This is a genomic window from Pseudomonas sp. R3-41, from assembly GCF_054161485.1.
This window is the reverse complement of the sequence record NZ_CP096421.1, coordinates 514,273-532,682: the sequence shown is the minus strand read 5'-3', so window position 1 is coordinate 532,682 and position 18,410 is coordinate 514,273. Positions and strand designations below refer to the sequence as shown.

Here is an 18,410-nt window from a genome sequence, read left to right as displayed (position 1 = left end):
GTTTTACCTACCTAACTGAAGCCTTGCTCCAGAGGTTTTTCATTGATATCCGCCGGACGCTGTTGCCGCCGACGGATGTTTATCCAATTGAGACACAACGCCATCCGTCTGCGAACTTTGCTTAAAGTCGGCCTCCACCCACGGTTCAAGGAACGAACCAAATGCTAAGCGCAATCTCGCAACACCCCTCTCGCCCTTTTGAAAGCACAGAGCCGCTTGCAAAACAAGCGCACCCTGCCCCTTGCCTATTGGCATTCGACGCGACATACCGATCGATCATTGTCGTTCGAAAGGAAGACGGTAGCGTCCAACTCAGCATGCATCGGCCTCCCATTACGAAACTGGTGCTAAGTGGCGGTGGCGCCAAAGGGATGGCTTATTCCGGACTTGTCGAAGCCCTCGAAGCCAACGGCGTCATGAACGATATCAGAACGATTTCAGGTTCCTCGGCGGGGGCCATATCGGCCGCCATGCTTGCCAACGGCATGAGTCACGCTCGCTTTGACGAGATCCTTGACGCAATCCCCCTCACGTCCTTGCTCGACAGCACCCATACAATTGTTAGAACACTCCAGAACGGATGGTCGAAGCTGGGCGAAAAACTCAAAACCGTTCCGCTGGCGCAACTGCTGTGTGATCTGTTGCCGCGCCTGGGCTCCAAGGGGATGCCGCTGGAGAATTTGATCCGAGAGGAGTCCTGCGCGGCGCTTCTACAACGCTGCAAAGATCACCCGGAACCTCTTTCCAAAGAGGCGCAACAAGCCGTAGCCAATGTGGAAAAGAACCAATACGTCACCTTCGCCGACTTGGCCGTCCTGAGTAAAGAGATCCCACAGATCAAGACCGCGGAAATCACCGGCACCGTCATGTTCGAAGAAGGCACACAATTGGTGGTCTTCAGCGCGGAATCGACCCCCGATATGGACATTGCCGTGGCCGCGCACATTTCGGCGTCGCTGCCGGTGGTGTTCAGCAAACCGACCCTGCAAGGGCAACCGTTCCAACCGATGGACATAGCCACGGCATGTGCCGATGGCGGCATCCTGAACAACACACCGGTACCTGACATCTATAACCCGACGACCTCCATGAGCCCGATCCCGGACAGCGAGTCTTTGATCCTGGTATTCGAGGCGCAAGAGACGAATCCAGAAAACCAGCGAGGCACGGGCATCACGGCCCTAAAGGACAATTTTCTCAATGCACCCCATACGGCCAGCTCTGTATGGAATGCCGATCAACTGAGGCGCTTTGCCGACCAGACCGTCGTCGTACCGCTGAAATCCAATAAAGGTGATTACCGCGGCCTGCTGAGCGGGACAGTCAATTTCGGCATGTCCAAGGAGATCAAGGATCATCTCCAGGAAGAACTGCGCAAGAAAGTCCAAACCCACCTGGACGAGCACAACGCCACTCGACAAACCTTTTTGTTTGACTCGATCGAGGATGCGCTGTTGGCGTTGGGTGACAAGGAATTCGAGCAGCTAAGGACAGAACTGGAAGGCGACGAAGCCTGCGCCGAGGTGATCTTCTTCAGACAAGAGGCAAAAACGGCATTGACGTTGTTGAAGCTGGCGATCCAGAAGGCCAACGACCTCACCAACCCGCAAGGCGAGTCCCTCCCACTTAAACCCACCCCGCAAATTTCCACTGCCATATGGCAAATCGATCAGTTTGCAACAACACCCGGCCGGCAGGAATGGCTGGCTAAACGCCTCAATCATGGCAATGACCCGGATTTCATGCAGTTCCTGCAGGCCGCCGCCGAGTGGGATAAAGGCGCGCCCAACGCATCCAAGGTGACCCGTCGCGCCGTCGAGCAAATGCACTTGCAGGACATTGCCACGCGCATCCGTTACGCCGCGCAACACGTGCTGAATCCCGCGCGCTATCTCTTCGGCCAGCCCGATCCGAACATTCATCTGATAGACGAGGCCATCCAGAAACTGCAGAAAGTGCCAGAGATCAACAACTCACAGGACCAGAAGAACGCGTTCAACGGAGCACTCGAAGGGGTCATCGCGAACTACAGATCACGCGCCACAGGAATGCCCAATCCGAATTCAACAACCCGCAATACACTGCGCAACATGCAATTCAAATAACCGCCTACTCCGAGTCAATGCGCTGCGCAGGCTTATCGGGGTGCTTATCTTTCGGCGGGCCCACTTCGCTGCGAATCTGTGCATGGCTGATCAACGCAAAGATAAAACTTCCACCGACGATATTGCCTGCCAACGTCGGCCCGGCAAACACCATCCAGAAATCCTCCCAGGACAATTGCCCGGCAAAGACCAGGTAGGACACTTCGGCCGAGCCGACGACGATGTGGGTGAAGTCCCCGAGCGCCATGAGGTAGGTGATCAGGATGATGATCCACATCTTGGCGCTCTCCATGGACGGAATCATCCACACCATGGTGGCGATCATCCAACCGGAAATGATGCCCTTGGCGAACATCTGGCCAGTGTCGTTCTCCATGACCTTGCGACCGATCTCCAGGAAGGCCAGATCGGTGCGCCGGTCAAAAATCGGCAGGTGCAACATCACATAGGCCACCAACAAGGTGCCGCACAGGTTGCCCACCAGCACCACGCCCCATAACCGGAACAATCGGCCGAAATTGCCCAAAGTCGGCTTGCTCATGATCGGCAGCACGGCGGTCAGGGTGTTTTCGGTGAACAATTGCTGGCGCGCGAGAATCACCGCGAGAAAGCCGGCGCAGTAACCGAAACTGGCGATCACCTTGAAGCCTTCGTGATCCGGTAATCGAGAATTGAGCAAGCCCATCGCCATCAGGGACAGGCCCATGGTCAGCCCGGCCGCCAGGGCCGACCACCACAGCGCGGCGACGCTACGCTCCAGCTCCAGATTGCCTTGGGTGCGGATGATTTCATGCAGCACGGCCGCCCGCGGCGGCTGGTTACGGTCGACTTCGTGCTGCTCCTGAGCCGAAAGGTCCGGGGTCTTGCCTTCTTTGTGGGTGTCCATACAGCTCCTGAAGCCGTGGCGTGATGTACCTACGACACGCGGCGTCCAGCGCTGTTCAGTTACCTCAGCCTGAAACCGCTATCGCGAGCAGGCTCGCTCCCACAGGGGGACGGCGGTGAACACAAATCCCGTGATCACCCCCAAATAATGTGGGAGCGGGCTCGCTCGCGAAAGCGCCGGGTCAGCTTGCATCGGGCTGAATGTGCAGCCGCCTTCGCGAGCAAGCCCGCTCCCACAAGGGGAACACAAATCGGGTGATCAACCCGGGCCCCTTGTGGGTACGAGCCTGCTCGCGATAGCAGCGCCGCCGAACTCACTCGACGACATCATCCTTGAACTGATCCTTGACGTACTTGATCTCCGTCCGCCCATGAGGCGCAGGCAGGCCGTCTTCGCCGAGGTTGACGAAGACCATTTTCTCCACGGTCAGGATGCTCTTGCGGGTGATTTTGTTGCGCACCTCGCAGGTCAGGGTGATGGACGTGCGGCCAAACTCGGTGGCGGTGATACCCAGCTCGATGATGTCGCCCTGGCGCGAAGCGCTGACGAAATTGATTTCCGAGATGTACTTGGTGACCACGCGCTGGTTGCCGAGCTGGACGATGGCATAGATCGCCGCCTCCTCGTCGATCCAGCGCAACAGGCTACCGCCGAACAGCGTGCCGTTGGGGTTGAGGTCTTCGGGCTTGACCCATTTGCGGGTGTGGAAATTCATGATCACTCCTGAGTGTCTGGCCGTTGGATTGCTGCATCATGGCAGACCGCACGGCCAGGCTCTACGTCGTGGGCCCTATGACGGTCATCGGCAATTTCGATTTGCCGACAGAAACCCTTTTGGAAGATCCGATTAGCCCGTTATAATCGCCACCGTTTTACCTCGGTCCACGCTTTGGACCGTTCCCGCCACCTGTCCGAGGGGCGCTGCAGCAGGCTCGACCTGTCAGGCTCGGATGGGGCGTTGTTTGTACGGGGCTACCCGCACGGACACTAAACGCACAACGGCGCCCATTCGCATACATTACGAATGGAGGCTCTTCATGAGCGCTGTTATCACGCCTGCTGCTTTTACCGACTACAAAGTCGCCGACATGTCCCTGGCTGCCTGGGGCCGTCGCGAAATCATCATCGCCGAATCCGAAATGCCAGCCCTGATGGGTCTGCGCCGCAAGTACTCTGGCGAACAGCCATTGAAGGGCGCAAAAATCCTCGGCTGCATCCACATGACCATCCAGACCGCCGTGCTGATCGAAACCCTGGTTGCCCTGGGTGCCGAAGTGCGCTGGTCGTCCTGCAACATCTTCTCGACCCAGGACCAGGCCGCTGCCGCCATCGCCGCCGCCGGCATCCCGGTATTCGCCTGGAAAGGCGAGACCGAGCAAGAGTACGAGTGGTGCCTGGAGCAGACCATCCTCAAGGATGGCCAGCCATGGGACACCAACATGATCCTCGACGACGGCGGCGACCTGACCGAGCTGCTGCACAAGAAATACCCGGCCGTGCTGGACAAGGTCCACGGCGTGACCGAAGAAACCACCACCGGCGTGCACCGCCTGCTGGACATGCTGGCCAAGGGCGAGCTGAAAATCCCGGCCATCAACGTCAACGACTCGGTGACCAAGAGCAAGAACGACAACAAGTACGGCTGCCGTCACAGCCTCAACGACGCCATCAAGCGCGGCACCGACCACTTGCTGTCCGGCAAGCAGGCGCTGGTGATCGGCTACGGTGACGTGGGCAAGGGTTCGGCCCAGTCCCTGCGCCAGGAAGGCATGATCGTCAAGGTCTCCGAAGTCGACCCGATCTGCGCCATGCAAGCCTGCATGGACGGTTTCGAGCTGGTTTCGCCGTTCATCGACGGGATCAACGACGGCACCGAGGGCAGCATCGACAAGGCTCTGCTGGGCAAGATCGACCTGATCGTGACCACCACCGGCAACGTCAATGTCTGCGATGCCAACATGCTCAAGGCCCTGAAGAAGCGCGCCGTGGTCTGCAACATCGGCCACTTCGACAATGAAATCGACACCGCCTTCATGCGCAAGAACTGGGCATGGGAAGAAGTCAAGCCGCAGGTCCACAAGGTGCACCGCACCGGCACTGGCAGCTTCGATCCACAGAACGATGACTACCTGATCCTGTTGGCCGAAGGCCGCCTGGTGAACCTGGGCAATGCCACCGGTCACCCAAGCCGCATCATGGACGGCTCGTTCGCCAACCAGGTCCTGGCCCAGATCTTCCTGTTCGGCCAGAAATACGCCGACCTGTCGCCGGCCCAGAAAGCCGAGCGCCTGACCGTGGAAGTGTTGCCGAAGAAACTCGACGAAGAAGTGGCCCTGGAAATGGTCCGCGGCTTCGGCGGCGTGGTCACCAAGCTGACCAAGCAACAGGCTGACTACATCGGCGTCACCGTCGAAGGCCCGTTCAAGCCGCACGCTTACCGCTACTGATCGGCGCTATTGCCTGCTCTCCCTGTGGGAGCGGGCTGTGTGGGAGCAAGGCTTGCCCGCGATGAAAACGCCGCGGTCTCTCGAGGACCGCAGCGCCTGGATCGCGAGCAAGCTTTGCTCCCACACAGCCCGCTCCCATATTGTGATGCGCAAGGCGTCCAGGCTTACGAGTTTCCAAGGATATGACCATGTCCCAAGACCGTCGCTACAGCTTCGAGTTCTTCCCGACGAAGACCGATGCTGGGCATGAAAAACTGATCGCCACTGCCCGTCAGTTGGCCCGCTACAACCCCGACTTCTTCTCCTGCACCTATGGCGCCGGCGGCTCGACCCGTGACCGCACCCTGAACACCGTGTTGCAGCTCGAAGGCGAAGTCAAAGTCCCGGCCGCTCCGCACCTGTCCTGCGTCGGCGACAGCAAGGACGACCTGCGCAGCCTGTTGACCCAGTACAAGGCCGCTGGCATCAAGCGCATCGTTGCTCTGCGTGGCGACCTGCCGTCGGGCATGGGCATGGCCAGCGGCGAGCTGCGCCACGCCAACGAATTGGTGAACTTCATCCGAGAAGAAACCGGCGATCACTTCCACATTGAAGTGGCTGCGTACCCGGAGATGCACCCGCAAGCGCGTAACTTTGAAGACGATCTCAACAATTTCGTCCGCAAGGCCAATGCCGGCGCCAACAGCGCGATTACCCAATACTTCTTTAACGCCGACAGTTACTTCTACTTTGTCGAACGTATCCGCAAGCTGGGCGTCGATATTCCGGTCGTGCCGGGCATCATGCCAATCACCAACTACAGCAAGCTGGCGCGTTTCTCCGACGCCTGCGGTGCTGAAATCCCACGCTGGATCCGCAAGCAGCTGGAAGCCTATGGCGACGATTCCTCGAGCATCCAACGCTTCGGCGAGGACGTCATCACGCAAATGTGCGAACGTTTGTTGCAAGGCGGCGCACCGGGGCTGCATTTCTATACCCTTAACCAGGCCGAGCCCAGCCTCGCGGTATGGAACAACCTCAAGCTGCCGCGTTGAATGACTTGATGCGGTTGTACAAAGAGGCCTTGGCGAAAACCAAGGCCTTTTCCATTCAGTTCCTCAGCCTCAAGCAAATGCGTTCGCATCGGATGAATGCCACGAGGCCTCAATGAGCACCAAAGGCAAGCAAAAGGCAACCAAGGCGCAGGCCAGAGCGCTCTAGCTATTTGATGAGTTCTCGTCGTAACCTCAGGCCATGCCCGTCATTGTCCAGCTGCTGACCTCCTTTTTTCTCTTGTGCCTGAGCATGACCGCTCAGGCCGAGAAGTTGCGCATTGTCACCGAGCCCTGGGCCCCGTATGTCTACGAAGAGAACGGCAAGATGCTCGGCCTGGACTACGAAGCCACGGCGATTGTGTTCAAGCGCCTGGGCATCGACGTGGAATGGCAGTTCCTGCCCTGGAAGCGTTGCCTGGCGATGCTCGAACAGGGGTTGGCGGACGGCGCGCTGGACATTTTCCACAGCAATGAACGCGATGCGACGCTGCTTTATCCCAGCGAACCGCTGTCGGACGTGGAATTTGTGATGTTCTACGCCAACGCCCGGCCCCACCCATTTCGCACGCTCGATGACCTGGCCGGCCTGACGGTTGGTACCTCGCCCGGCTACCTGTACAGCCAGGCCTTCAGTGAGTCGCCCCGGTTCAAACGTGAAGCGGCGCCCACCCACGAAGCCAACTTCGGTAAGTTGCAACTGGGTAGGATCGACCTGCTTATCACCGACCGCAGGGTCGGTCGGCATGTGCTCGAACAAATGCAACTGGGCGACCAGATCACCGAAAACCCTATGGTGGTGAGCCGTCAAAGCCAATACCTGGCGGTACGGCGCAACGCCGGCATGGATTTGCTGGTGCAACGCTTCGGTGCCGAACTCAAGCGTTTCAAGCGCGAACCGGCCTATGCCGAACTGAGCGCCCGCTATGGCGCCGGCCCCCTGGCGAAGACCACTCACCCAGCCAGTCCAGTGCTGAAATAAACCGTTGAGCAGCAGGAAAGCGGCGCGCGGCGTTTGCTCTGTTATACTCCGGCCTTCCCGCCAGGCTCACGCCCGGACGCCCGGTCTTGCAAAAGGCATCCCGACACCGCTACAGCGCAGCCTACAGCCCGCGCGAGCCTTGTCCGGACCCGCCTTCGAGGCCCGGCAGGACCGGACGGGATGACGTCTTTTGGTTGAACGTCATTCGCGCCCGGCAAGACTATCCCATTGGGCCAGGCCCTCACTAAAACAGGATTACTCATGTCCTTTGCTTCCCTCGGTCTCTCCGAGGCTTTAGTCGGCGCCATCGAAGCCGCCGGCTATACCCAGCCTACCCCGGTGCAACAGCGGGCCATTCCCGCCGTGTTGCAAGGTCGCGACCTGATGGTCGCGGCGCAGACAGGTACTGGCAAAACCGGCGGTTTCGCCCTTCCGATCCTGGAGCGGTTGTTTCCTAACGGTCACCCAGACAAATCCCAGCGTCATGGCCCGCGCCAACCGCGCGTACTGGTCCTGACCCCCACCCGCGAACTGGCGGCCCAGGTACACGAGAGCTTCAAGATCTATGCTCGCGACCTGAAGTTCGTCAGCGCCTGCATTTTTGGCGGCGTTGGCATGAACCCCCAGGTCCAGGCCATGTCCCGTGGCGTCGATGTACTGGTGGCCTGCCCCGGTCGCCTGCTGGACCTGGCCGGCCAGGGCAGCGTCGATTTGTCCCACGTCGAAATCCTCGTGCTGGACGAAGCCGACCGCATGCTCGACATGGGCTTTGTCCATGACGTGAAGAAAGTCCTCGCCCGCCTGCCTGCCAAGCGCCAGAACCTGCTGTTTTCGGCTACGTTCTCCAAGGACATCACCGACCTGGCCGGCAAGCTGCTGCACAACCCGGAGCGCATCGAAGTCACGCCGCCGAACACCACGGTCGAGCGGATCGAGCAGCGCGTGTTCCGCCTGGCGGCCAGCCACAAGCGTGCCCTGCTGGCGCACCTGATTACCGCCGGCGCCTGGGAACAGGTCCTGGTCTTCACCCGCACCAAGCACGGCGCCAACCGCCTGGCCGAGTACCTGGACAAACATGGCCTACCGGCCGTGGCAATCCATGGCAACAAGAGCCAGAACGCTCGCACCAAGGCCCTGGCCGATTTCAAGGCCGGCGAAGTGCGCATCCTCGTGGCCACCGACATCGCGGCCCGTGGCCTGGACATCGACCAGTTGCCCCACGTGGTCAACTTCGAGCTGCCTAACGTCGATGAAGATTACGTGCACCGTATCGGCCGTACCGGCCGGGCCGGTCGTTCCGGCGAGGCGATTTCCCTGGTCGCGCCGGACGAAGAAAAACTGCTCAAAAGCATCGAGCGCATGACCAAGCAGAAAATCGCCGACGGCGACCTGATGGGCTTTGATGCCAGCACCATCGAGGCCGAGAAGCCTGAAGTGCGCGAACGTCCGGACGTGCGCAATCCGCGCAACGCCCGTGGCCCACGCGGCGACGGTCCGAATGGCGGCGGTGGCGGCGGCGGTCGCAAAGACAAAGGCAAGGACAAGGGCAAGGAAAAATCGGCCAGCAACAGCAATGGCCGCGGCGAACGCCCTGCCCGCGAGCAAAAGCCTCGCGAAGGCACTCCGGCCCGTGAACAGCAGCGCCCAGCACCGCGTGCCGCAGCCGATCGTGCTCCGGACGAGTTCCTGGATGACGATGTGGATAACTTCGGTAACCGCGTCGACTACGTGCCGCAGCAGAAACCGGCCCAAGGCCGCGGTCGCCGCCCAGGTGCCCCGGCACAGGGCGCCGGTGCAGGCGCTCCGCGCACCGGCACGCCACAAGGTCGCCAGAACGGTCCGCGCAACAGCAACGGCTCGTCCACCGGCACGCCACCGGCCAAGCGCAACGGTCCACGCAACGGTGCCCCCCGTGACGGCCAGGCCCGCCGCGACGACACCCGCCCGCGCCGCCCGGCCCGTGACGACCAGCCTCGCCAGGAACCCGCCGTGCAGAACCCGCGCGGCAACCAACCGAAGATCATGCACAAGGAATCGAAAGCCGATCGTTTCCCGACGCCTGAGCAATTGGACCAGTTGCCAAGCCGTCCGCGGGGCGAAAAACCGGCCTTGCTGACACGCAATCGCTGAGTTTTTCCATGCCTTGAAAAATGCCCCATGTCTCACGACCTGGGGCATTTTTTTGGCCCCAACACAGTTCCAAATGTGGGAGCGGGCTTGCTCGCGAATGCGGTCTATCAGGCAATACTTTATCGACTGACCCACCGCATTCGCGAGCAAGCCCGCTCCCACAAAGGATCCTGCGCTGTTTGTCAGATTACATGTGGCAACAAAAACGCCCCTGATCGCAAGACCAGGGGCGTTTTTTTGTCAGGCGCGAAAGTTACTTCGCTTTGACACCTTCGAACGAGACGTACAGTTCGACCGTGTCGGATTTTGGCCCCAGGTCTTTCTGCTTGCCGAAGTCGGAACGCTTGATGGTAGTGGTGCCTTCGAAGCCGGCACGGTAGCCACCCCATGGGTCCTTGCCTTCGCCCAGGAAAGTCGCCTTGACCACGACCGGCTTGGTCACGCCCAGCAGGGTCAGGTCACCGGTCACATCGGCCGTGTTTTCGCCGGTGGACTTGACGCTGGTGGACACGAACGTGGCCTTGCCGAATTTGCTGGCATTCAAGAAGTCAGCGCTGGCGATGTGCTTGTCACGCTCGGCGTGATTGGTGAACACGCTGGCGGTGTTGACGTTGAACTCGATCTTGCTGGCTTCAGGCTTGGCGGCGTCGAAGCTGAACTTGCCGTCGATGTCCTTGAAGGTACCGGTGATGTAGCTATAGCCCAGGTGGCTGATCTTGAAGTCGACGAAGGCGTGCTGGCCTTCCTTGTCGACCACGTAGTCGGCAGCCATGGCCTGGCCGGCGGACAGCAGGGCAGAACCGATTGCCAGGGCGGCGAGCGTCTTTTTCAACATGCTTTCTATTCCTTTGGAGTCGAGGTTGAACATCAGGCTTCGCGCCCCAGCATTCGCTTGAGGGTCGCGTCACGGTCGATAAAGTGGTGTTTCAATGCTGCCAACGCATGAAGGCCGGAAAAAATTACCAATGCCCATGCCAGGTAGAAGTGGATCTGGCCGGCGACGTCTGCCTGATCGGGCAGTCCGGACACCAGCGCGGGTACTTCGAACAGGCCAAACACCGGGATCCCGACACCGTCTGCGGTGGAAATCAGGTAACCGGCAATCATCACGGCGAACAACCCGAGATACAGTGCGCTATGGCCAAGCTTGGCGCTGACGCGGGTCAGGCGGCCATAGGTTTGCAGGGTCGGTGGCGGCGGGCTGACAAACCGCCAAACCACCCGCAGCAACATGACCGCCAGCAGCACCAGGCCAATGCTCTTGTGCAGGTCCGGTGCGTCTTTGCGCCAGGTGCTGTAGTAATCCAGGCCGACCATCCACAGGCCCAGCGCGAACAACCCGTACACCGCCAGGGCAACGGCCCAGTGCACAGCGATACTGACCCAACCATAACGAGAAGAAGAGTTGCGTAGCTGCATTGCTCATATCCTGTAAAAACTGCGCTCAAGACTAGCGACTTATCTATCGATTTAAAGCGGAAAATTTCGCTTTGAAATATCGAGAAATACGATCATCAGTCTGGGAGGGGAGCGTTAAGGAAAGATTAAAGCGGATGCGCTGCGTGATGGCGAGGGGCAGCCAAGAGAACGGCTTGGCTGGAAGACGTAATCGCGAGGCTCAGTCCTACCAAAGCGGCCACGAGCTAAAGCCTTGATTGTTAGTCCACCGCGCATTTTGGGTTATAGGGATCGAAGGTGCATTTGTACGCCAACTGAGTGTCTTGCTCGAGGATCACCGGAGTCATTAGAGGCTCATGGTCATCACCATACACACAGCCATACAACGAAACCAATACGGCCATCGCTAATAGTATTTTCATACTCGCTCCTGTTTTTTTGAGGAGCCTAGACTCATGGCTTGGTGCGCTCTATCACCTGCTTCTGGTTAAAGGGTGGGAAGTTTCCGATATATCGTCGAGGCGTGTAGGACGTTAGCGAGCATTACACGACGCCTGGCTTTGAGTGGCAGCAGCGCGCCTGATGCTGAATAAAAATGCGGCCCTTGAGCCTGATGCCTATCAGTTAGGAGCAAACGGCATAAATCCTGTGGGAGCAAAGCTTGCTCGCGATAGCGGCAGAGTCGCCAACATCGTTGTCGGCTGGCTTACCGCAATCGCGAGCAAGCTTTGCTCCCACAGGTTTGCTGCTTAACTGACTGGCACTAGCCGCGTTTTTCTCATTTGTGCGGTTACTGAGCCTTGGTCTCAGTAGCCGTCGTCGGCTTGACTGCTGGTTTTTTCACCGGCTCGGCCTTTTTCACCGGAGCCTTGGCCGGGACTTTTTTAGCTGGGGCCTTGGCAGCCGGTTTTTTCGCCGCGGGTTTGGTCGCTGCTTTCTTGGCTGGCTCAACCTTCGCCGGGGCCGGCGCGGGAGGTTCCACCGGGACCGGTACTGGGGCGGGAGCAGGCGTTGGCGCTGGCGGCGGTGCTACCGACTCTGGCGCCTTCACCGGCTCGGGCTTCTTGTCGTCATCCGAACCGCCAAACAGGTTGCTGAAGAAGTTGCCCTTCTTCGCCGCTACCGCACCCGCGGCGGCTGCCGTTGCAGCCGGAACAACCTTGGCCGGTTCGAACGACTTGCCGGCCGCCAGGTCTTCAACCTGACTCGCCGCCCGCTGGCCGCTGCGCAACGCCCCCTCCAGGGTACCCGGGTACAACGTATCGGTATGTTCACCGGCAAAAGCTACGCGCTGCAACGGCTTTTCCCACAGGCGCCAGTACTTGCTGATCTGGCCCGGACCAAAGGCCAGGTAGGCGCCGCCCATGGACGGGTCGGTGCTGTAGCGGCGGATCTCATAGCCGGTGAACGCGCCACGGGCCTGTGGATAAAACGCGTGCAGGCGGATCAGCACCTGGTCGACCATCTGTTTGTCGCCGAAGGCCTGCATCACCCGGGCGTTGTCGCCGGACAGGTTGATGACTACGTTGGCGCCGCCCTTCAGGGCCGGCTCGATCCACATCATGCCCAGGCCGGTGTTGCTGTAGATCTCACCCGACATGCGCGCCTTGCTGTCCCAGACCGGGGTCTTGAACTTGAGCATGATCTGGTCGCGCCAGCCGTAGTTGGTGCCTTTGATCGCACCTTGATGCTGGGCATCCAGGGCCGGGGTCAACTGGATCTTGTTCAGGGCTCGCAATGGCACCGCCAGCACCACGTAGTCAGCCTGGTAGCCCACGCTGCCGACCTTGACGGTCACGCCGTCCTTGTCCTGGGAGATGGCCGACACGGGCGAGTTGGTCTTGATGGTTTTCAGCTGCTTGACAAACGCCTGGGCCAGGACCGGACTGCCACCGAGCAAGCGCGAGGCCCGCAGGTCGCGGTCGGACACGCCGCGATAGACGCGGTTCTGCTGAGCGAAATACAGCAGCGACAGGCGCGAAGGCTCGTCGTACCGCGTGCGGATTTCCTGGTTCACCAGCTGACGGGCCGTGGCCGGCAATTGCAGGCGGTCGAGCCAGTTGGACACGGTGATCTGGTCCAGCGCATGCAAGGTATTTGTGGCCGCTGGATTCTGTGGGTCATCGATGGAGCGCGCCAGGTCGTCCAGGGTGGTTTCGTAGCGCTTGAGGGCTTCGGCGGTGGCCGGCTGCTTGGTCGCCAGGTCTGCGGCGGTGAAATACGTACCGTCGATCAGGTAGCTGGGGGTCCGCACGAATTCCGGGGCCGGCGTGGTGCTCAGCTTGAAGGTGGAGACGTACTTGTTCAGTACCGGCTGGGTCTTTTCGTTGCCGATCCACTCGCTGGTGGCCATGCCCGAGCGGCCACCCAGGCTTGGCTTGGCTTCCAGCAGGGTCACAGCCCAGCCCTTGTTTTGCAGCTCGTAGGCCGCCGTCAGTCCGGCCAACCCGCCGCCGATGACGATGGCCGTCGGTTGCTTGTCCTTGGCCAGCGCCGAAACGCTGAACAGCCCTATCATCACCAGCGCACAGGCGCGCAGCCAACCAGCAGACATTCAACGAACTCCGGATTAAAACCTAGGAAATTTCAGCTTCGAGCCAGTCGGCCCAGGGAACGGCGAAGAATACGTCAGCCATCAAAACGCCGCCAGCGACGTCTATCGCCTGGCTCAAAGTAGCGCGAATGACACAATGGGTTGTCCCCACGGCCGCCATTGCATAGGCTTGCGCGATTGTTTTGCCCGCGCCCGCCGCGAGCCGCCTCGAGGAGACTGTACATGGGCCTGAATAACCAGTGGATGCAACGCGACCTCGCGGTGCTGTGGCATCCCTGCACCCAGATGAAAGACCACGAACAGCTGCCCCTGATCCCCATCAAGCGCGGTGAAGGCGTGTGGCTGGAAGATTTCGAAGGCAAGCGCTACCTCGATGCCGTCAGTTCCTGGTGGGTCAACGTGTTCGGCCACGCCAACCCGCGCATCAACCAGCGCATCAAGGACCAGGTCGATCAACTGGAGCATGTGATCCTTGCCGGTTTCAGCCACCAGCCGGTGATCGAGCTGTCCGAGCGCCTGGTAAAAATGACGCCCGAAGGCCTGACCCGGTGCTTCTACGCCGATAACGGTTCGTCCTGCATCGAAGTGGCGATGAAGATGAGCTTCCACTACTGGATCAATCGCGGCCAACCGGACAAGAAGCGCTTCGTCACCCTGAGCAACAGTTACCACGGCGAAACCATCGCGGCGATGTCGGTGGGCGACGTGCCGTTGTTCACGGAAACCTACAAGGCGTTGCTGCTGGACACGATCAAGGTGCCGAGCCCCGACTGTTACCACCGCCCCGAAGGCATGGGTTGGGAGGAGCATTCGCGGAATATGTTCGCCGCCATGGAGCAGACCCTGGCCGAGCACCACGACACGGTGGCGGCGGTGATCGTCGAGCCGCTGATCCAGGGCGCCGGCGGCATGCGCATGTACCACCCGGTGTACCTGAAACTGCTGCGCGAGGCCTGCGACCGCTACGGCGTGCACCTGATCCACGACGAAATCGCCGTCGGCTTCGGCCGCACCGGGACGATGTTTGCCTGTGAACAGGCCGGCATCACCCCGGATTTCCTCTGCCTGTCCAAGGCCCTGACCGGCGGTTACCTGCCGCTGGCGGCGTGCGTGACCACCGACGAGGTCTACAGCGCGTTCTACGACGACTACCCGACCTTGCGCGCCTTCCTGCATTCCCACAGCTACACGGGCAACCCGCTGGCCTGCGCGGCGGCCCTGGCGACGCTGGATATCTTCGAAGAAGACAACGTCATCGAAAACAACCGAGCCCTGGCCCAACGCATGGCCAGCGCGACCGCCCACCTGGCCGACCATCCGAACGTCGCCGAGGTGCGCCAGACCGGCATGGTGCTGGCCATCGAGATGGTCAAGGACAAGGCCAGCAAGACCGCTTATCCATGGCAGGAACGCCGCGGCCTGGCCGTGTTCCAGCATGCCCTGGAGCGCGGTGCATTGTTGCGACCGCTGGGCAGCGTGGTGTATTTCCTGCCGCCGTATGTCATCACCCCCGAGCAGATCGACTTCCTCGCCGAAGTGGCCAGCGAAGGCATCGACATCGCCACCCGGGACAAGGTCAGCGTGGCGGTGCCGAAGGACTTTCACCCGGGTTATCGCGATCCGGGCTGACGACAGATTTCTCTGTGGCGAGGGAGCTTGCTCCCGCTGGGCCGGTCCGACGCTTCGGGCGAAGCGGCCCCTCCTGGCGATTGCTGCGCAATCGAGCGGGAGCAAGCTCCCTCGCCACAAAAGCTCCCTCGCAGCAATGGCTAATTCAGATTCAATAGAGAACAAAACATGAGACTGTCCCGCTTCTTCATCGATGCCCCCCTGAGCCTCGGCGATCACGAGCTGCCTGAGGCCCAGGCCCACTACATAGGCCGAGTGCTGCGCATGGCCGAGGGCGATGCGGTGCAGGTGTTCGACGGTTCCGGCCAAGAGTTTCGCGGCACCCTGGCCGAAGTCGGCAAGAAACGCGTGCGGGTGCAACTGGACGAACAGTTCGCTGGACAGCCTGAATCGTCGCTGCGTATTCACCTCGGCCAGGGCCTGTCCCGGGGCGAGCGCATGGACTGGGCGATCCAGAAGGCTACGGAATTGGGGGTCAGCGAGATCACACCGATTTTCAGCGAGCGCTGCGAAGTGCGCCTCAAGGACGAGCGCGCCGACAAACGCTTGCTGCACTGGCGCCAGGTGGCGATCAGCGCCTGCGAACAGTGCGGACGCTCGACCGTGCCGGTGATCCACCCGCCGCTGTTGCTGGCGGACTGGTTGAAGCAGGCCGAGGCCGAACTGAAACTGGTACTGCACCCGGTGGCCGAGCCGCTGGTCAGCCATGACAAACCGTCCACACTGGCCTTCCTGATCGGCCCTGAGGGCGGCTTGTCGGATGCCGAGGTCGAGCAGGCCAAAGCCGCCGGCTACCACGCCGCCCGCCTCGGCCCCCGCGTGCTGCGCACCGAAACCGCGCCGGTGGTGGCGTTGGCGGTGGCGCAGCAGTTGTGGGGGGATTTCTAAGGCTCCGCCCCATTGAAGATGCCATTTAATGTGGGAGCGGGCTTGCTCGCGAAGGCGGTGTGTCAGCCAGCATCAATCTTGACTGACACACCGCCTTCGCGAGCAAGCCCGCTCCCACAAGGGCTCAGCGGTGCATGACACTTACTGCACCGGCTCACTCGTCGGCTTGGCAATGATCGCCTTCAACTCGCTGGTCATCGGAAATTCCAGGTTCAGGCCCTTGGGTGGAATCGGTTTCTGGAACCAGCGGTCGTAGATCTCGTTGATCTCCCCCGACTTGTATAAATCCGCCAGGGTCGCGTTGACCAATGCCAGGAATTGCGGATCGTCCTTGCGCACCATGCAGCTGTAGATCTCCCGCGATTGCTCCTGCCCCACCACCACCCACTTGTGCGGGTCGCGGGCCTTGGCCCGTTCGCCGTAGAGCAGCGCATCGTCCATGTAGAACGCCGCCGCCCGGCCGGTCTCGAGCATCTGGAAGGACTCGCCGTGGTCCTTGGCGCTGATGATGAACATGTCGGCCTTGTTGTCCTGGTTGTAGCTTTTCAGGAAGCGCTCATTGGTGGTGCCGGCGGTGGTCACCACGTTCTTGCCACGCAGGTCGGCGAAGCTGTGAATGCCGCTGTCCCTGGCCGTCAGCAACTGGCCCTTCACGTAGATAAAACCATAGGAAAACGCCACTTGCTTCTGCCGCTCGGCCGTCACCCCGGTGGAGCCGCACTCCAGGTCCACGGTGCCGTTCTGCACCAGTGGAATGCGGGTCTGGGAGGTAACCAGGTTGTACTTCACGTTCAGTTGCGGCAATGCCAGTTGCTGCTTGATGCGCTCGACGATCTTGCTCGCCAGTTCCACCGAATAACCCATCGGTTTGCCGCTGTTATCCGCGACATAGGAAAACGGCACCGAGGCGTCGCGATAGCCCAGGGTGATGGTCTTGCTGCTAGCGATCTTGCCCAGCGTGCCCGCCGTTGGCGCCTCATTGGCAAAAGCCGGGGCGCTCAATAGCAGGCTCAGGGTGCAGCCGATCAACGTGATTTTTTGCATTGTTATTCTCCGTTGGGTAAGTCAGGCGGCGCGGGGCGTCAGGCCCTGCAAGTCGATGGAAGGTGTGTGCTGGCGGATCAGCTCGCTGAGCACGCGAGCACTGCCACACGCCAGGGTAAAACCCAAGGCCCCATGGCCCAGGTTGAGCCACAGGTTACGGTAGCCGGTGGCGCCAATCAGCGGCACGCCGCTGGGGGTGGCCGGGCGCATGCCGGCCCATTCGATAGCACGGGAATAATCCCCAGCCTGGGGAAAAGTTTCCAGGGCCTGGCGCTTGATCAAGGCCAGGCGCTTGGGGTCCGGCGTCGGGTCGAAGCCGACGATGTCGACCATCGCCGCGATTCGCAATTGTTCGCCGATCCGCGCATAGACAACCTTGCGGTCGTAGTCGGTGATGCTCAACTCCGGCGCCTGATGCTCGGGACCAATGGGCACGGTCAAGCTGTAGCCCTTGAGCGGATACAGCGGCATCCGCACGCCGGGCAAGGCGAGCGCGGCGCTGCGGTGGCCGGCAGCGATCACCAGGTGCTCCACCGGCAGCCGCTGCCCGTCCAGCACGATGGCCTGCACCGCGCCATTGGCGTGTTCAATGGCGCTGACCGGCTGCCCCAACAGGAACTCGCAGCGCCCCGAAGCGCGCAAACGTGCCGCCAATTGCTGGCAGAACCCATGGCAATCGGCGACCTCCTCATCCGGTGTGTAGATCCCGCCTACATACGGCACGCCGGCCAGGGCCGGTTCCAGGGTCGCGCACTCGGCGGGGCCAAGCACCTGCTGAGAGGCACTGTCCGCCAACCCCTGCCGCGCGCGCCGGAAATGCCCCGCGTCACGAAACGTCACCAGCTTGCCATTGCGTCGCCACTCGAAGCTGTCGAGGTGGTCCTGCTCGCGCCAGCCCTGCAAGGTCGCCTGGCTCAATAGCGCCAGGCGCAACAGGTGGGCGCCGTTGCGCCGATTGACCGAAGTCCGGCAGGCGCCAATGAACGCAGCCATCCAGCGCCACTGCGCCGTGTCCAGGCGTGGCCGCAGCTTGAGCGGCGAGTCACCGCGCAGCATCCAGCCCAGGGCCTGCCAGGGCACGCCGGCATCCGCCAGCGGGGCGACATAGCGATAGGACAGCTGGCCACCGTTGGCAAAACTGGTTTCGCTGCCCAAGGTCTCCCGGGCCTCCACCACCTTCACGTCGATGCCGTCGCGCACCAGCGCATAAGCCGTCGCCAGCCCCACCACGCCACCGCCGATGATGCAAACCCGCTGAGCCATGTCCGTCTCACATCTGTTTTGAATGGCTTCAGGTTAGGGCCAGGTGACAGGCC

At 61.0% G+C, this 18,410-nt stretch carries 15 protein-coding genes and 1 riboswitch; of the genes, 7 read left to right on the top strand and 8 right to left on the bottom strand.

Annotated features, from left to right (window positions below):
* Positions 1-161: 161 nt before the first annotated feature.
* Complete coding sequence (locus M1D99_RS02400) at positions 162-2,105, top strand: patatin-like phospholipase family protein (RefSeq protein ID WP_458131335.1); 1,944 nt, start codon at positions 162-164, stop codon at positions 2,103-2,105.
* Positions 2,106-2,109: 4 nt separating this feature from the next.
* Here the strand turns inward: M1D99_RS02400 and M1D99_RS02395 are convergent, their stop codons facing one another.
* Both M1D99_RS02395 and M1D99_RS02390 read right to left on the bottom strand, forming a co-directional pair.
* Positions 2,110-2,991, bottom strand: a complete 882-nt coding sequence (locus M1D99_RS02395; protein WP_186729198.1) for a formate/nitrite transporter family protein — start codon at positions 2,989-2,991, stop codon at positions 2,110-2,112.
* 313 nt (positions 2,992-3,304) lie between these two features.
* On the bottom strand, positions 3,305-3,706 hold the full coding sequence (locus M1D99_RS02390) for an acyl-CoA thioesterase (RefSeq protein WP_072346269.1): 402 nt from the start codon (positions 3,704-3,706) through the stop codon (positions 3,305-3,307).
* A gap of 192 nt (positions 3,707-3,898) precedes the next feature.
* A riboswitch (S-adenosyl-L-homocysteine riboswitch) is annotated at positions 3,899-4,005 on the top strand.
* A gap of 23 nt (positions 4,006-4,028) precedes the next feature.
* On the opposite strand from M1D99_RS02390, the gene ahcY reads away from it, so the two are divergent.
* The 4 genes from ahcY to M1D99_RS02370 all read left to right on the top strand — a co-directional run bounded on the left by ahcY (position 4,029) and on the right by M1D99_RS02370 (position 9,581).
* The gene (ahcY, locus tag M1D99_RS02385; protein ID WP_434573804.1) at positions 4,029-5,438 is read left to right on the top strand and encodes an adenosylhomocysteinase; all 1,410 of its coding nucleotides are present in this window, start codon (positions 4,029-4,031) and stop codon (positions 5,436-5,438) included.
* Positions 5,439-5,626: 188 nt separating this feature from the next.
* Positions 5,627-6,472 carry a methylenetetrahydrofolate reductase [NAD(P)H] gene (metF, locus tag M1D99_RS02380; protein WP_186707084.1) on the top strand — a complete coding sequence of 282 codons (846 nt, stop codon included), beginning with the start codon at positions 5,627-5,629 and terminating at the stop codon, positions 6,470-6,472.
* Positions 6,473-6,671: 199 nt separating this feature from the next.
* Positions 6,672-7,451, top strand: coding sequence for a substrate-binding periplasmic protein (locus M1D99_RS02375; protein ID WP_186729202.1), 780 nt, complete (start codon positions 6,672-6,674; stop codon positions 7,449-7,451).
* Between the two features lie 261 nt (positions 7,452-7,712).
* Complete coding sequence (locus M1D99_RS02370) at positions 7,713-9,581, top strand: DEAD/DEAH box helicase (RefSeq protein WP_186729204.1); 1,869 nt, start codon at positions 7,713-7,715, stop codon at positions 9,579-9,581.
* Between the two features lie 253 nt (positions 9,582-9,834).
* Here M1D99_RS02370 and M1D99_RS02365 read toward each other — a convergent pair whose 3' ends face one another.
* The 4 genes from M1D99_RS02365 to M1D99_RS02350 form a co-directional block, all read right to left on the bottom strand.
* Positions 9,835-10,416: a YceI family protein gene (locus M1D99_RS02365; RefSeq protein ID WP_186707081.1), complete on the bottom strand. Its 582-nt coding sequence runs from the start codon at positions 10,414-10,416 to the stop codon at positions 9,835-9,837.
* Positions 10,417-10,448: 32 nt separating this feature from the next.
* Positions 10,449-11,000, bottom strand: a complete 552-nt coding sequence (locus M1D99_RS02360) for a cytochrome b (protein WP_434573801.1) — start codon at positions 10,998-11,000, stop codon at positions 10,449-10,451.
* A 239-nt stretch (positions 11,001-11,239) separates the two neighbouring features.
* Entirely contained in the window at positions 11,240-11,401 is a 162-nt protein-coding gene (locus M1D99_RS02355) for a hypothetical protein (RefSeq protein WP_434573799.1), read from the bottom strand.
* Positions 11,402-11,769: 368 nt separating this feature from the next.
* Complete coding sequence (locus M1D99_RS02350) at positions 11,770-13,533, bottom strand: flavin monoamine oxidase family protein (RefSeq protein WP_434573797.1); 1,764 nt, start codon at positions 13,531-13,533, stop codon at positions 11,770-11,772.
* Positions 13,534-13,755: 222 nt separating this feature from the next.
* On the opposite strand from M1D99_RS02350, the gene M1D99_RS02345 reads away from it, so the two are divergent.
* Together M1D99_RS02345 and M1D99_RS02340 are read left to right on the top strand one after the other, a co-directional pair.
* Positions 13,756-15,162, top strand: a complete 1,407-nt coding sequence (locus tag M1D99_RS02345; RefSeq protein ID WP_207966844.1) for an adenosylmethionine--8-amino-7-oxononanoate transaminase — start codon at positions 13,756-13,758, stop codon at positions 15,160-15,162.
* Between the two features lie 168 nt (positions 15,163-15,330).
* A complete protein-coding gene (locus tag M1D99_RS02340) occupies positions 15,331-16,050 on the top strand; it encodes a 16S rRNA (uracil(1498)-N(3))-methyltransferase (RefSeq protein WP_434573793.1) in 720 nt (239 codons plus the stop codon).
* Positions 16,051-16,191: 141 nt separating this feature from the next.
* Here M1D99_RS02340 and M1D99_RS02335 read toward each other — a convergent pair whose 3' ends face one another.
* Together M1D99_RS02335 and M1D99_RS02330 are read right to left on the bottom strand one after the other, a co-directional pair.
* Positions 16,192-17,094: a transporter substrate-binding domain-containing protein gene (locus tag M1D99_RS02335; RefSeq protein WP_458131334.1), complete on the bottom strand. Its 903-nt coding sequence runs from the start codon at positions 17,092-17,094 to the stop codon at positions 16,192-16,194.
* 21 nt (positions 17,095-17,115) lie between these two features.
* A complete protein-coding gene (locus tag M1D99_RS02330; protein WP_458131333.1) occupies positions 17,116-18,357 on the bottom strand; it encodes a D-amino acid dehydrogenase in 1,242 nt (413 codons plus the stop codon).
* Positions 18,358-18,410: the final 53 nt, after the last annotated feature.